This is a genomic window from Streptosporangium sp. NPDC087985, assembly GCF_044741965.1.
GTDB lineage: Bacteria > Actinomycetota > Actinomycetes > Streptosporangiales > Streptosporangiaceae > Streptosporangium.
This window is the reverse complement of sequence record NZ_JBIUTQ010000003.1, coordinates 467,132-480,619: the sequence shown is the minus strand read 5'-3', so window position 1 is coordinate 480,619 and position 13,488 is coordinate 467,132. Positions and strand designations below refer to the sequence as shown.

Sequence of the window (13,488 nt, the reverse complement as noted above, 5' to 3'; positions counted from 1 at the left end):
ATCTCCAGGTCAACGGCGTGTCGCCCACCCTCGACCTCCTGTGATTAGCCGGTTAAGGGAGACACCACCTCGACCTATTTCGAGACCGAAGACGCCGATGAGCCTGTCGCCCGCGACGAGCGCGGCCACCTCGACCCCGACGGCCAGGCCGGCGGCCGGGAGTGGGACGACAAGCGCGACGTGGGCTTTCGCACCTTCGGCAAGTCCAAGGACAGTCGCGACGACCTGCGCAGATCGTGATCGGGATGGCCGTCACCCGCACCGGTATCCCGGTCCGGGTGTGGTGCTGGCCCGGCAACACCGGCGATCAGGCGCTGATCCGCCAGGTCAAGGACGACATGCGGGACTGGACGCTGGCCCGGATCGTCTCGGTCGCCGACCGCGGCTTCTCCTCCGCTGAGAACCGCCGCTACCTGCGCCGCGGTGACCACCACTACATCATTGTTGGGAGAAACTGCGCTCCGACAGCCCCGAGATCAAGGCCGCCCGCTCCCGTCAGGGCCGCTACACCGACGTCGCCGGCAACATGCGCGTCAAGGAGGTGAAGGTCAGCGCGCACGAGCGGTTCGTCATCTGCCACAACCCTGAGGCCGCTACCCGGGATGCGGCGATCCGCGCCGACCTCATCACCCGGCTGGAAGAGATGATCGACGGCTCCGACACGCTGACCGGCGAGGAGCGCGGCGTGCTGCGCGGGAAGATCAGCGTCAAGCCTGGCCTGAACCGGTTCCTGCGCATCACCCCGGGCGGGCTGCTCCGCGTCGACCGCACCAAGGTCAAGGCGGAGGCGAACCTGGACGGCAAGTACCTGCTACGCAGCAGCGATCCCATGTTGTCGGCCGAGGACATCGCCATCGGGTACAAGCAGCTGCTGGAAGTGGAGCGCGGCTGGCGGGACATGAAATCGATCATCGACCTGCGGCCGGTCTACCACCGCCTGGAAGAACGCATCCGCGCGCACGTCCTGTTGTGCTGGCTCGCCCTGCTGCTGACCTGGATGATCGAGAAACGCCACCGGCCAGACCTGGCCCGCCGTCCGCCGCCACCTGGACCGGCTTCACCTGGGCACCTTCGTCGGCCCCGCCGGGCGCTTCTGCCAGACCACCGAGCTCTCCAAGCCGCAGCGCGACCTGTTCGCCAAGCTCGCCATCACCCCGCCCAAGCAGATCATCGAGCTCGACCCCGCATAACCACCCGAAACGATCTCCACCGCCTAGAGACACGCCCCTTCGGCGTGTCTCTAGGCGTCTTCCCAGGTCACACCCCGGTTTCGGTCTCTAGCCGAGCCGAATTATGCGGAACGCAGGCTTTACGTCGGTTGAATCTGCCGGAAAGAAAGCGGCCCGAGACCGCTGGGTCTCGGGCCGCTCCCCGTTGCGGTTACGGTCGAACCTGTATGTTGCCTCCGTTCAGCGGCAGCTGCGCCGTCGGCGTGCCGAGCTGGTAGTACGTGCCGCTGGCGTCCCAGACTCGGATCGCGTAGGTGTCCGGGTTGGTGGTCGCGTTGCCCGAGCCGGGCTCGCCGTTGTCGGTGACGTCCACCTGGAACTGGTTGTTGCCGCCTAGGCTGTACGCGATTCCAGTTGCCCGGTTGACGGCAGTGATCGTGCTCTTCCCGGTGAAGGTGGCGGTGCACACCTTCGGTTTGGTGCTCGTGCAGGACTGTCCCAACGCGGTCATCGCGTTACTCTTGATGGTCCAGTCGTAGTCACCTGCGGGCAGGTAGCCACCCGCAGGGTTGGCGACCTGGTCGGCGGTCAGGGTCTTCCGGTAGGTGTACTGGCTGTTGCCCTGGATGTTGCCGTTCTTCAGGTACTTCGCGGTGAACCCGAAGTCGCTCTTCGTACCGAGGTTTGGCTCGGTCAACCAGCCGCCGCCGGTTGTGAAGCCGGTGCCGTTCAGCACCAGGTACGAGACCGGCGTGGAGGGTTCGGAGGTCTGCTTGTTGGCGTTGGCCGCGGTCGCGGTCAGGCTGTGCAAGCCGGCCGCGAGACCCGACTCGGGTGTGCACGACCAGCTGCCGGTGAGGTCGGCCTCGGTGGTGCAGACCGTTGTGCTGCCGTCCCTGACGGTGATGGTCGACCACCGTTCGGCGGTGCCTGTGACCGTGACCGCGCCGTTGCCCGCCGAGGTGTCGGCCGGCGACGTGATGACCGGCGGGGGCGGCGCCGTCTCGGCCATGAAGGCCATCAGCTCGGCCACGACCAGGTAGTTGGTCCCGCTGAGCTGCACCTGGATGTAGCGGCCGGTCATCGGCCCGTCGATGGTGGTGGGTCGGCCCATGGTGCCGGTGTCGTGGAACGACCACACCCCGGGCGTCGCCGCCCATGCCGCAGCCGGCTTATCGTCGGTGAACGGGGTGCTGGACACCAGTACCCAGTAGTCCTTGTCGCGGTCCACCTCTGCCTGGGCGCCCGTCCGGTTCCACACCTGGATCTTGTCGAGGTTGTACACCTGGCCCAGGTCGACTCGCCACCAGGCGTTGGCAGCGGAGTTGGTGTGAGACATCGCCTGCTGCGTGTAGTCGCCGCTGGTGTTGCCGTCCACGCCCTTGCCCGCGCTCAGGTCGCCGAAGCCGGTCAGCGTGGAGATCTGGGACGCCGGCTTGCCGAGGGCGACGTTGCTACCGCCAACCAGGCCAGACTTGGTCCCGACGCCCGCCGCGTTGGTGACGGTGAGGTCACCCGTGGTCTTGCCAGGGGCGAAGTGCGCGATGAGGTAGTTGGGCGAGACGTACTGCACGAGCTTCGCGGGATAGCCGCCGATGGCCACCCGGGAGTCTGGGCTGAAGCCGGACCCGGAGATCAGCGTGCCGGCGGCGGAGTCGGGGTCGCTCACGATGTAGATCCGCGGCGACTGCTGGTACAGCAGGTGCTGGTAGGCCGGCTGCAGGCCGGCGTTGGAAAGCAGCGAGTTCGGGATGACGCCGGGGCTCGGGTTGCTGGAGATCTGGACGTTGCCCTGGCTCGTGAAGTTCGCCGCCGGGCCGTTGAAGCTGCAGATGTTGCTGTTGATCGCGCCCACCCGGTAGTTGTTCGTGACCCGAACCGGGCCGGGCGTGGTGCAGCCGCCGTTGAAGCCGCCGCCGTTGCCGTACTCGGCGTTGCCGTCGAGCAGGATGTAGCTGCTGCCCTCGTCGTGGTAGAAGAAGTACCGCGGGCCGGGGTTGCTGAACGCGACGTTTCCGGTGACCTGCAGCGCGTGTTCCCAGGTGTTGTTCGACTGGTGGCCCTGGGTGTACATCGGCCCACCATCGCTGCGGTCACGCATCGTGTTGATGAAGACGTTGTTGCGGATCGCGTTGTCCTGGTTGATGCTCGGGTCCGCGGTCAGGTGGTTGATATCGATGTGGTGGCCGCCCCAGCCGAAGCTCACGCCGGTGTACGGCATGTCCATCAGCTGGTTGTGCTCCACGACGGTGCCTCTCGTGTAGTACACCGAGATGCCCACGCCGCCGGAGAACTCCTCGGCCACGTTGTGCAGGTAGTTGTTGCGGATCGAGTTGTTGATCGCGATCTCGTCCGGGTCGTCGTCGAGCGGCAGCGGGTCGTCCATCGCACCGAGCACGAGGCCGTTGCTGGAGATGTCAGTGAACTCGTTGCCCTCGACGAGGTCGCCGTTGGCGCCGTGGTAGAGCCACAAGCCGGCGTTGCCGATGTGGCGGAACCTGCTGTTGAGGAACTGGACGTTCTTCGTGCCGCTCAGCTGCACCGCCGCGGTCGGCGGTGTGTAGTTCTCGGTGGGGCACTGGCTGGGCAGTTCGCCGGCCGGTGGGAAGACAGGCGGGTTGGTCACGTACTGGCACAGGCCCTGGAAGTTGTAGCCGTTCGGCAGCGTGACGGTGTTGCTCGCCTGGATCTGGGAGAAACCGACGTCGGTGCTCGGCTGGTACCAGGTGGTGTGCGCGTACTCGAGGCCCGTGAACGTCACGTTGGCAAGTGGATCGGTCCAACCCGCCTCGCTGTGGACGACGTGCTCGTTGACGGCGAGCACGAAACTCATGGACGCGGGGTCCTCACCGCTCTTGGGCCAGTAGTAGATCTTGTGCAGGGACTTGTCGTAGTACCAGTCGCCCGCCTTCATGAGCTCGAAGGCGTTCTCGATCCAGGTGGGCTGGGAGTTCGCCGCCAAGCTTGGGAAGCCGCCGGACGGGTTGTCGTTGCCCTGGCCGATCGGCGAGGAACGGCGCTGGGTGTTCTGCCAGCAGGGCTGCGACATCGTTACCGCGGTGCCCACGATGCTGCCGACCAGGCAGCGGCTCTGGCCCCAGGCCTGGTGGTTGTCGTAGACGAACTCGATCTGGTCGGGGTTCCGCCACGACGCGAGCGAGGAGTTGGCTGCGGTGTAGCCGCCGCTGGCGAAGTTCGAGGTCGGCGTCGTGCGGGTCAGCGTCACGGGGCTGGTGCCCCGCGAGCGCGGCACTCGGACGTCATTGGCATAGAGCCCGCGGGTGCTGATCCCATCGGGGACGTCGACGCTCCAGCGGTTGGGGGCGTCCGCGGCCGGCGCCCAGCCGCTCAGCGGGATGCCGCCGGAGAGGACGGGCCGCTGCGGACCTGCGGGCTGCCACACGATCCGGAACCCGTTACGGCCGGAGTCGGCCGAGGTGAAGGTGAGCGGTTCGGCGAGGGAGTAGGTACCTCCGGCCAGCAGCACGTGGATGTCAGAGTTCATGCCAGCCGCAGCGGTCCGCGCGGAGAGTTGCGCCTGCTGGATCGAGCAGGGCTTGTCGGCGGTGCACGCAGTGCCTGTGCCGTGCGGGGCCGCGTAGATACGGTGCGCCGCCTCGGTGGCAGCGTAGCCCGGGGCGCCAACCGCGACGGCTGCCAAGCCGAGCACCATCGCGATGATGGTGCCGAGATACAGACCACGCCGGGTGCCTGTGCCGTGTCCGGCTGACGGGGCGCAGCGCGGTGGGGACGAGGACCGCTTGGCTGCGGGAGGGCTTGTAAACGGTCGTGGAGTGGGGGGGCGGATCAAGGGGGACTCCCATTCTGCACGGAAACCCTATAGGAAATTTGATCTAGGATGCAAAGTCAGCGTGTGACAGTCAAGATTTCGGGTTTGGCCGTTATGCGATTGTGTTGAGCCAGGTCAGCTGATCGGTGGTGATTTTCGTAAGGTCGGGCTGGTCGGGCCGGGTGGCCGAAAATCGTGAGGCGATGATGGTGCGGCGGAGTTGGGCGAGCATGTCGGCGGAGCTGGGCTGGGTCTTGGTGGTGTACCAGGGCGGAACTTGTCAAGCTCGGTGAGACACGGTTGCGTTAGTTGTTCTGTACTTGTTTCTCCCGTTTGTCCGGGTCGTTGATCCATGCCTTGGCCGGGATCGTGGGCGGGGTCGGCTTCTTGCGGAACCGGCCTGGGTTGGCCGCGTAGGCGGCCTCCAGGGTGGCGGCACGCTGCTCGCGGATCTCAGCGGCGGTGCCGAAATGCACCGAGGCCGGGGTGTGCAGCCCGATGCCGGAGTGACGGTGCTCGTGGTTGTAGTAGGTGAAGAACGTCTCGCAGAACACGTGGGCGTCGGCGAGGCTGCCGAACCGCTCAGGGAAGACCGGGCAGTACTTCAGCGTCTTGAACGCCGCTTCGGAGTAGGGGTTGTCGTTGCTCACCTTGGACCGGGAGTGGGACCGGGTGATCTGCAGTTCGGCCAGCAGCGCGGCGACGCCGTCGGAGGTCATGGTCGGCAACTGCCCACTGAGCGCCTTCCCTGCGGCGACCGCGGCCGGGCCGGCCGGGTCGACCCGCACGTCGAGCTGCGTCAGGAAGGGCAACTCCGCGATCCGGACCTCATCCGGCAGACCGGTGAACGCGTCAGCCCATTCAGCCAGCGGGCTGCGCAACGTGATCTGGTCAGCCATCGCGCCGCGCTCCTTCCTTGTCGTAGAACACCGGATCGGTGACGGTCACCGGAACGATCCGACCGTCGTCCCAGGCGAGCAGCGACTCGCCGATGCGGTCCCGGCCGGCGCGGACGAGCGCGAGCGCGAACGGACGCCCGAGTACGGCGCTGCGGTAGCTCGAGGTGACGTGCCCGAGCATCGGAACTCGACGGAGTCAAGGAGAGCGGCTACGGCTCGGAGGGCGGCACCGAGGGCCTGGCCGACTTCCTGTTCTCGAAGCTGGTGAGCCAGCAGTGACCACGACAGCGGGATGGTTCGACGGGCAGGTCGCGGTCGTGACCGGCGGCGCCTCGGGCATCGGCAGGGCGGCGGCGGTGCGGCTGATGAACGACGGCGCGTGCGTGGTCCTCGTCGACCGCGACGCCGACGCGCTGGCGGCGACCCGCGGGGAGATCGGCGCGGCGGCGGCGATCGTCGCCGACGTGTCCGACGAGGAGTCCGTCCGAAACTACGTCCGCCAGACCATGCTCAACGGCGCCGAGATCATCGGGCCCCCTCGGGAGGTGGTGCTCGTCTTCCAGGACTACAGCCGCTCGCTCTACCCCTGGCTGACGGTCTCCGACAACGTGGCGATGCCGCTCAAGGCCAACCAGGAGACCAGGAAGGCCCTGTCCGCGGCGGACCGGAAGACCAGGGTGGCTGAGGCACTGGAGGCCGTCGGCCTCGCCGCCGCCGGGAACAAGTACCCCTGGCAGCTCTCCGGCGGCATGCAGCAGCGGGTCGCGCTGGCCCGCGCGGTGGCCTTCCGGCCGGAGATCCTGCTGCTCGACGAGCCCTTCGCCTCCGTCGACGCCCTGGTCAGGGAGGAGCTGGAGGACCTGGTCCTGCGGCTGCGCCAGCGGCTCGGCGTCACGGTCGTCCTGGTGACCCACGACATCGACGAGGCCGTCTACCTGTCCGACCGGGTCTTCGTGCTCGGCCCGCCCCCCTCGGTCGTCGTGCGCGAGGTGCGGGTGCCCCTTCCGCGACCGCGCGTCCAGGTCGAGACGCGCAGCTCCGGGGAGTTCCTCGAACTCCGAAACATCATCCACGCCGAGATCATGCGGCGGCCACAGAAGGAAGACGACGATGCAGATGTTCGCTGACAGGCGTACGGCGGCCCGCCGGGTGCCGCTGGCCCTGACGCTCGGCACGGCGGCGGCGCTGCTGCTCGCCGCGTGCGGCCTGGACGAGAAGGCGCCGGCGGCCGAGCCGGGCGGCGCCGCGATCACGATCGGCACGCTGCCTACCGACACGTGTTCGGCGCTGTTCACCGCCCAGGAGAAGGGGTTCTTCAAGCAGGAGGGCCTCACCGTCGACATCAAGTCGATCTCCAGCGGGGCCGCCATCTCCTCGGGGGTGGTGGGCGGCAGCCTGCAGATCGGCTGCTCCAGCATCGGCTCGGTCGCCAGCGCCTTCGAGAACGGCATCCCCGTGCGGGTCGTCTCCCAGGGCGCCGTCTACGCCAGCAAGGAGCCGACCTCGGCGCTGATGGTGGCCAAGGACTCCCCGATCGACTCGGCCAAGAAGCTGGCGGGCAAGACGGTGGCGGTCAACGCGCTCAAGAACGTCACCCAGGTCGCCACCCAGGCGTGGGTCGACAAGAACGGCGGCGACGCCAAGAGCCTGAAGTTCATCGAGCTGCCCTTCTCGCAGATGGGCCCCGCGCTCGCCGAGGGCCGGATCGACGCCGCGCTGATCGCCGAGCCCGACCTGACGCTGGCGCGGCAGAAGGGCGAGGTGCGGCTGCTCGGCAACGCCTACGACGCGATCTCGGACCGCTTCTCGACCAGCACGTTCTTCTCCTCGGCGAGCTGGGCCGAGGGCAACAGGGACGCCATGGAGAGGTTCCGCCGCGCGCTCAGCACGGCCGCGGCGTACACCAACGACAACCGGCAGGAGACGGGCGAGATCCTGACCAGGTTCTCCAAGATCGACGGCGCGGTCGTCGCCAAGATGGCGCGGGCCGAGTGGGAAACGACACTCGACCTGGCCACCCTCCAGCCGCCACTGGACGCGGCCGTCACGTACGGCGCCCTGCCCAAGCAGATCCAGGCCGCCGACCTGCTCGCGGACCAGCCCTGACCGGGACAACCGATCGCGAAAGGAGAAGCCCATGCGGGTGATGTCAGACGTGAGCAGATGCGAGGGTTTCGCGAGCTGCGTGATCACGGCTCCGGCTGTCTTCGACCTCACCGACGACGGCGTCGTGCGGCTCCTCGACGCCGAGCCGCGGGAGTCCCAGCGGCCGGAGGTCGAGGAGGCCATCCGGAGCTGCCCCCGCCAGGCGATCTGGCTTGAGCAGCCGTGAGCCATCGGCTGGGCCACGTCGTGGTGGTGGGGGCGTCGCTGGCCGGCACGCGCGCCGTCGAGACGCTCAGGGCCGAGGGCTACGAGGGGCGTGTCACGCTGGTGGGCGAGGAGCCCTGCCCGCCGTACGATCGGCCGCCGCTGTCCAAGCAGCTCCTGACCGGTGACTGGGAGCCGCCGCAGGCCGCGCTCGGCGGGGAGGAGCACTTCGAGCGGCTGGACGTCGAGCTCGTGCTTGGCACGGCGGCGTCCGGCCTCGACCGGGCCGGCCGGGCCGTCGAGCTGGGCGATGGCCGCCGGCTGCCGTACGACGCGGTGGTCCTGGCCACGGGCGCGCGGGCGCGGCGGCTGCCCGGCCGCACGCCGCCCGGCGTGCACACGCTGCGGACGCTGGACGACTGCCTCGCCATCAGGGCCGCCTGCCGCACCGGGCCGAGGGTCGTCGTGGTCGGCGGCGGGTTCATCGGCGCCGAGGTCGCCGCGTCGGCACGGGCGCACGGCCTGGACGTGACGCTGGTGGACCCGCTGCCGACGCCGATGGCGCGCGTGCTCGGCACCGACCTGGGCCGGGTCTGCGCCGAGCTGCACGCCGACCACGGCGTGTCCGTGCGCTGCAGCGCGGGCGTGGCGGAGCTGCGTGGCGGGAGCCGGGTGGAGCAGGTGGTGCTGAGTGACGGGTCGGTGATCCCCGCCGATCTGGTGGTGGTGGGCGTCGGGGTGGTCCCGAACACCGAGTGGCTCGGCGCCTCCGGCCTTGCCCTGCGCGACGGTGTGCTGTGCGACGAGCACTGCGCGGCCGACGAGCAGGGGCGTGTCTACGCGGCGGGCGACGTCGCCCGCTGGTGGCGCCGGGGCCGGAGCGTGCGCGTCGAGCACTGGACCAACGCCGTCGAACAGGCCCGCCACGCCGTGCGCAACCTGCTGGCCGGCCCGAGGCGGGGCACGCCGTACGACCCGATCCCCTACTTCTGGTCCGACCAGCACGGCGTCAAGATCCAGATGGTCGGCTCCCCCGGGCCTGACGATCGGATGGAGGTGGTCTCCGGCTCACCGGCCGACCGCCGCTTCGTCGCCGTGTCCAGCCACGCCGGCCACCCGACGGCCGCCATCGCCTTCAACGCCCCCCGCGAGCTGGCGCGCTACCGCGGGCTCATCGCCGCCGCCCCCGCACCGGCCTGACCACCGGCCCCGCCGTGGCCCGCTGGACGGCCGCGGCCGGTCAGCGGGTGCGTCGGCGGGCTAGGAGCAGGAAGGCGGCCGCGCGCCGGCCGCGCCCACCACCGCGCCGATGGCGAAGTCGCCGCCGTCGATGGGGGTCTCGGCGCTCAGCACCCGGCCGATGGCGACCACGGCCACGACGGCGGAGATCAGCAGGAGGGCTCCCGCTCGAAGTTCACCGCCCGCCACCACCTGACCGCCTCCGACGCGCAGACCGTGACGTCCACCCCGCTCCCTCAACGATTCGCCGGGGTGGATAGACCGACGCGTCAATGAGAACTCGGTCACCGAGTGGCTCGTCGAGCTCGACAGTGAACGGCGTCGGGGGATTCCCTTGACACGTAAGGATTCCCGAGAGCGGCTGCACCCCGATCACAATCCGCACCTCCGTCGATGTCGACTCGATGTCGATCAGACGCACACGACCATCCGCCCGCCGCCCGTCGGCGCAGTCACGCTCGTGGACCAACACGGCTACCTGCCGGGAGTCCCGGCCGGGCGGCGGAGCGGCAGGATCCAGGGCCACATCCGCGGTGCCCGCGTCGCCGAGATCGCGCCGTAGATCGCAGCGGCTGGACGCTCGCATGTGCCAGCCGGGACGGCCGTTCCCGTCGCGCTCTCCGAACCGTTCGATGTCCAGGAACTCATGGGTGAAGACCATGCCCTGGCTCTCCGAGTGCGGGGTGTCGAGCTCGCGGATGAGCGCCACCCGCGTGTCACTCTCCTCAACAATGGTCCAGCCGGCGAGGTCGTCGATCCGCCGCACCTCCGTCCCCTTCAGCGCGGCGCGGCCATCCGGGCCGAGCTCCGTAGCCGGTCGTCCGTCGCGAAGGCCCCGCAGCGGTACCTCCTGGTGATGGCACATCACGATCTCGCCACTCGCCCTCGCAGTGCCGCAGCCTGCCAGACCGGCAAGCAGCAGCACGGCCGTACCGACAGTCACCGCACGCGACATCGCCCGCTCCTTGAAGATCTTCTCTCGAGGTGAACGGTTCGACGCAGGCCACCCCGGCCCCGGTTCCCGGAGAAAAGCCCGCTTGTCACGTACGGGCTTGAGGTGGCCGGTGACGTCCACTTCCGACGCGTCTCGATGCGCAGCCGCTCAGAAATGGGTGCTCCTCAGCCGCGACGTAGTGCCGCACAGGGCGAGGCCCGCTACCGGCCGATGTGAACCCGAGCGCGTCGAGCACGCCTTTACATTGTAGATCATTGTCTACGATATAGCGGTCTGCCCGTATCCGTTTGAACAACCGTCGGCGCACCCGTTCGGTGCCCCCGGAACAGGCGGCAACCTGCGGGAACGGTCGACATCGGGCTGTCGGCAACTGACGTCTCGTCCGAGCAACAAATGAGCAACAAGAAGCAGAAAAGCCATGATCACATTTCTTGTGATCATGGCTCCGACCTGCGTAAACGCGGTCGGGACGACAGGATTTGAACCTGCGACCCCTTGACCCCCAGTCAAGTGCGCTACCAAGCTGCGCTACGTCCCGGTCTGTCCTGCGCCCTCTCGGGCGGGACGTCATAACCTTAGCGCAGATTCGGAGGGGCATGTGCACGCCAGGACGCCCACCGAGCACATGTGATCATGCGAGGGACGAGAGCACGTGGGACGTAAAGCGTTGATCGACCAGAGTGAGCTGCGACAACTTGTCCGGGAGGGGCTGTCCAACGCGGAACTGGCCGCGCGGTTCGGGGTGAGTGAGTCCGGAATTCTGCAGGCGAAGAGGGCGGCTGGGCTCTCCAAGCCGATGCTCGACCACTCCCGGGCGCTCCCGTGGAAGCTGGACCGCGCGCACAGCCAGTCCGGCCCGGCGACGAACCTGCGCAATCTGTCCTCTGTCGCACAGGGGCGGGCGATCCCCGCCGAGAAGCTCAACACCGCGCTCCGCTGGGCCGACCGGCTGGTCGCCGGTGGGCTGGACATCGCCTACGAGCCGGGGCGGGGGTTCCACGAGGTCCCGGTCTCCGCCGGGCAGTCGCTCATCGAGACGGTCCTGGCCGAGGCACGTAGGGCGCTGGGTACGGGATACCCGCCACGCCATCCGAAAGACCAACCCGAAGATCGTTGATTATCTGACAAAGATTGATAAAACGTTGATCCAATATTTTTGATAGCGGATCGCTGACATAAACAACCGGTTTCGAGGCTTGTCCCCGGGGCAACTCCCTGAACATCCGCTCGCTCGGCTCCGGGACCCGCGACGCCTACGCCAGGAAGTGGATGGATCGCCCCGGCGTCATCGGGAGGACGAGACGGGGGGCGTGGTCCGGATGGCGAGTTCGAACTCCTGGCGGGGATGCTTTATCGCGCCGAGCGAGACGATCTCCCTCCTGAAGAACAGTCCGAGGGTCCAGTCGGTCAGCACCCGCACTTTCTTGTTCACGGTCGGCATCCGCGACAGGTGGTAGGTCCGGTGCATGAGCCAGGCCGGCAGGCCGCGGAACTTGTAGCCGTATACCTGTGCGACCCCCTGGTACAGCCCCAGCGTGGCCACCGATCCGACATAGGCGTGCCGGTACGGCCTGCGCCTCCCGGACCGGATCGTGGCCACCACGTTGTCGGCCAGTCTGCGGGCCTGCCGTACGGCGTTCTGGGCGTTGGGGGCACACAGCTCCCCCGGCTTGGTGAGGTCGGGTACGGCGGCGCAGTCCCCCGCCGTGAAGACGTTGGGGAAGCCCTCGACGGCCAGTTCGGCGGTCGCCTTCACCCGGCTCTTGGCGTCCAGCGGGAGACCGCTGGTGTACACGAGCGGGTTCGGTTTGACCCCGGCGGTCCACACCAGGGTGTCCGCTTCGAACGCGGTGCCGTCGCCGAGCACGATGTGGCCGTCCTCGGCGGACTTCAGCCCGGTGTTGATCCGCACATCGATTCCCCGTCCGCGGAGCTGTGCCAGCGTCCACCGGCCCATCTCAGGGCCGACCTCGGGAAGGATGCGGTCGGTGGCCTCCACCAGAACCCAGCGCATGTCGCCGGGGTCCACCGTCGGGTAGTAGCGGCAGACGTCGCGGGCCATGTCCTCCAGTTCGGCCAGCGCCTCGACACCGGCGTAGCCGGCGCCGACGAAGACGAAGGTGAGCGCCTTGGCCCGGACGGCCTGGTCGCTGGTCGACACGGCCAGGTCGAGCTGGGCGAGCACGTGGTCGCGGAGGTGGATGGCCTCCTCGACGCTCTTGAAGCCGATGCCGCGCGCGGCCAGGCCCGGGATGGGCAGGGTCCGGGAGATGGAACCGGGCGCGAAGATCAGAATGTCGTACTCCAGGGTGCAGGTGGGACCCTCGTGCGGACAGAGATCGACGGTGCGCGCGACGGGGTCGATGCCGACCACCCAGCCGTTGAGGATCATGCACTTGTTCAGAACCTGGCGCAGGGCCACGACGACGTGTCTGGCTTCGACGCTGCCTGCTGCCGCCTCGGGGAGGAACGGCTGGTAGGTCATGTATGAGTCGATGTTCATGACGGTGATGCGGGCCTCGCCGCGCCGGAGTCTGCGCTGGAGCCGCAGGGCGGCATACATGCCTACATAACCGCCACCAACGATCAATATGCGGACAGGTGCAGTCATAAACCGGCTCGTACCCAGAAAAGCCAGCTCAGACCTTTATGGGCTTTATATCCGAAAAATCTGGTTCAGACTTTGAAAAACATGGTGATGAACGTTCCCGCGACTCCGGTCTCGACCGTGATGTCCGAGCTGGCCATCCGGGCCACCCAGAGCCCCATGCCGCTGGTGGCATAGGGCTCGGGCGGCGTCCGGCCGGGGATCTCTCCGGGGGTCCATCGCCCCTCGTCGTGAATCTCCACCACGAGGGTGCGGCCGACGGTCCATATCCGCAACACGGCCTTGGCGGTGGCGTGGCCGTGCGTGACGGCGTTGGTGGCCACCTCGTTCACCGCCACCAGGAAGTCGGCCAGGCTCTCGTGCGCCATCCCGCTCCGCACCGCGTGGGAGGCTGCGAAATCACGCACGTCAGGCAGGTCGGGAAGACAGAAGGAAAACTCCGCCACGGCGGCTCCAGCGGGTACGGACCGGGAAGGGGCGCCGCTCGCCGGGAAGCGAGCCGGACGAGCACCGTCCTC

General features: G+C 68.3%; 14 protein-coding genes and 1 tRNA gene. 7 read left to right on the top strand and 8 right to left on the bottom strand.

Annotated features, from left to right (window positions below):
* The first annotated feature begins 245 nt into the window (after nucleotides 1–245).
* Nucleotides 246–545: a transposase gene (locus ACIN94_RS11050; RefSeq protein ID WP_400702933.1), complete on the top strand. Its 300-nt coding sequence runs from the start codon at nucleotides 246–248 to the stop codon at nucleotides 543–545.
* Entirely contained in the window at nucleotides 527–1,447 is a 921-nt protein-coding gene (locus tag ACIN94_RS11045) for a hypothetical protein (RefSeq protein ID WP_400702930.1), read from the top strand. Before ACIN94_RS11050 ends, ACIN94_RS11045 begins: the two co-directional genes overlap by 19 nt.
* On the opposite strand, the gene ACIN94_RS11040 is transcribed toward ACIN94_RS11045, so the two are convergent.
* The 3 genes from ACIN94_RS11040 to ACIN94_RS11030 form a co-directional block, all read right to left on the bottom strand.
* On the bottom strand, nucleotides 1,381–4,842 hold the full coding sequence (locus tag ACIN94_RS11040; protein WP_400702927.1) for a right-handed parallel beta-helix repeat-containing protein: 3,462 nt from the start codon (nucleotides 4,840–4,842) through the stop codon (nucleotides 1,381–1,383). The genes ACIN94_RS11045 and ACIN94_RS11040 overlap by 67 nt on opposite strands.
* A 422-nt stretch (nucleotides 4,843–5,264) precedes the next feature.
* Entirely contained in the window at nucleotides 5,265–5,858 is a 594-nt protein-coding gene (locus tag ACIN94_RS11035; RefSeq protein WP_400702924.1) for an integrase core domain-containing protein, read from the bottom strand.
* Nucleotides 5,851–6,039: a glycine cleavage T C-terminal barrel domain-containing protein gene (locus tag ACIN94_RS11030; RefSeq protein WP_400702921.1), complete on the bottom strand. Its 189-nt coding sequence runs from the start codon at nucleotides 6,037–6,039 to the stop codon at nucleotides 5,851–5,853. The genes ACIN94_RS11035 and ACIN94_RS11030 overlap by 8 nt, the downstream gene beginning before the upstream one ends.
* 94 nt (nucleotides 6,040–6,133) lie before the next feature.
* On the opposite strand from ACIN94_RS11030, the gene ACIN94_RS11025 reads away from it, so the two are divergent.
* Genes ACIN94_RS11025 through ACIN94_RS11010 form a run of 4 tightly spaced genes read left to right on the top strand, consistent with a single transcriptional unit; the run spans nucleotide 6,134 to nucleotide 9,368 of the window.
* On the top strand, nucleotides 6,134–6,985 hold the full coding sequence (locus tag ACIN94_RS11025; protein ID WP_400702918.1) for an SDR family NAD(P)-dependent oxidoreductase: 852 nt from the start codon (nucleotides 6,134–6,136) through the stop codon (nucleotides 6,983–6,985).
* Nucleotides 6,969–7,964 (top strand): ABC transporter substrate-binding protein, encoded by a 996-nt coding sequence (locus ACIN94_RS11020; RefSeq protein WP_400702915.1) that lies wholly within the window; start codon nucleotides 6,969–6,971, stop codon nucleotides 7,962–7,964. Before ACIN94_RS11025 ends, ACIN94_RS11020 begins: the two co-directional genes overlap by 17 nt.
* Before the next feature lie 31 nt (nucleotides 7,965–7,995).
* On the top strand, nucleotides 7,996–8,190 hold the full coding sequence (locus tag ACIN94_RS11015; protein WP_400702912.1) for a ferredoxin: 195 nt from the start codon (nucleotides 7,996–7,998) through the stop codon (nucleotides 8,188–8,190).
* Nucleotides 8,187–9,368 carry an NAD(P)/FAD-dependent oxidoreductase gene (locus ACIN94_RS11010; protein ID WP_400702909.1) on the top strand — a complete coding sequence of 394 codons (1,182 nt, stop codon included), beginning with the start codon at nucleotides 8,187–8,189 and terminating at the stop codon, nucleotides 9,366–9,368. The genes ACIN94_RS11015 and ACIN94_RS11010 overlap by 4 nt, the downstream gene beginning before the upstream one ends.
* 60 nt (nucleotides 9,369–9,428) lie before the next feature.
* On the opposite strand, the gene ACIN94_RS11005 is transcribed toward ACIN94_RS11010, so the two are convergent.
* The 3 genes from ACIN94_RS11005 to ACIN94_RS10995 form a co-directional block, all read right to left on the bottom strand.
* The gene (locus tag ACIN94_RS11005) at nucleotides 9,429–9,599 is read right to left on the bottom strand and encodes a hypothetical protein (protein WP_400702907.1); all 171 of its coding nucleotides are present in this window, start codon (nucleotides 9,597–9,599) and stop codon (nucleotides 9,429–9,431) included.
* Nucleotides 9,583–10,362 (bottom strand): hypothetical protein, encoded by a 780-nt coding sequence (locus tag ACIN94_RS11000; protein ID WP_400702904.1) that lies wholly within the window; start codon nucleotides 10,360–10,362, stop codon nucleotides 9,583–9,585. Before ACIN94_RS11000 ends, ACIN94_RS11005 begins: the two co-directional genes overlap by 17 nt.
* Nucleotides 10,363–10,826: 464 nt before the next feature.
* A tRNA-Pro gene (locus tag ACIN94_RS10995) sits at nucleotides 10,827–10,900 on the bottom strand.
* Between the two features lie 114 nt (nucleotides 10,901–11,014).
* Here ACIN94_RS10995 and ACIN94_RS10990 point away from each other — a divergent pair.
* On the top strand, nucleotides 11,015–11,479 hold the full coding sequence (locus ACIN94_RS10990; RefSeq protein ID WP_400702901.1) for a hypothetical protein: 465 nt from the start codon (nucleotides 11,015–11,017) through the stop codon (nucleotides 11,477–11,479).
* A 168-nt stretch (nucleotides 11,480–11,647) separates the two neighbouring features.
* Here the strand turns inward: ACIN94_RS10990 and ACIN94_RS10985 are convergent, their stop codons facing one another.
* Together ACIN94_RS10985 and ACIN94_RS10980 are read right to left on the bottom strand one after the other, a co-directional pair.
* The gene (locus tag ACIN94_RS10985) at nucleotides 11,648–12,973 is read right to left on the bottom strand and encodes an NAD(P)/FAD-dependent oxidoreductase (RefSeq protein ID WP_400702898.1); all 1,326 of its coding nucleotides are present in this window, start codon (nucleotides 12,971–12,973) and stop codon (nucleotides 11,648–11,650) included.
* Between the two features lie 65 nt (nucleotides 12,974–13,038).
* A complete protein-coding gene (locus ACIN94_RS10980; protein WP_400702895.1) occupies nucleotides 13,039–13,377 on the bottom strand; it encodes an ATP-binding protein in 339 nt (112 codons plus the stop codon).
* Nucleotides 13,378–13,488: the final 111 nt, after the last annotated feature.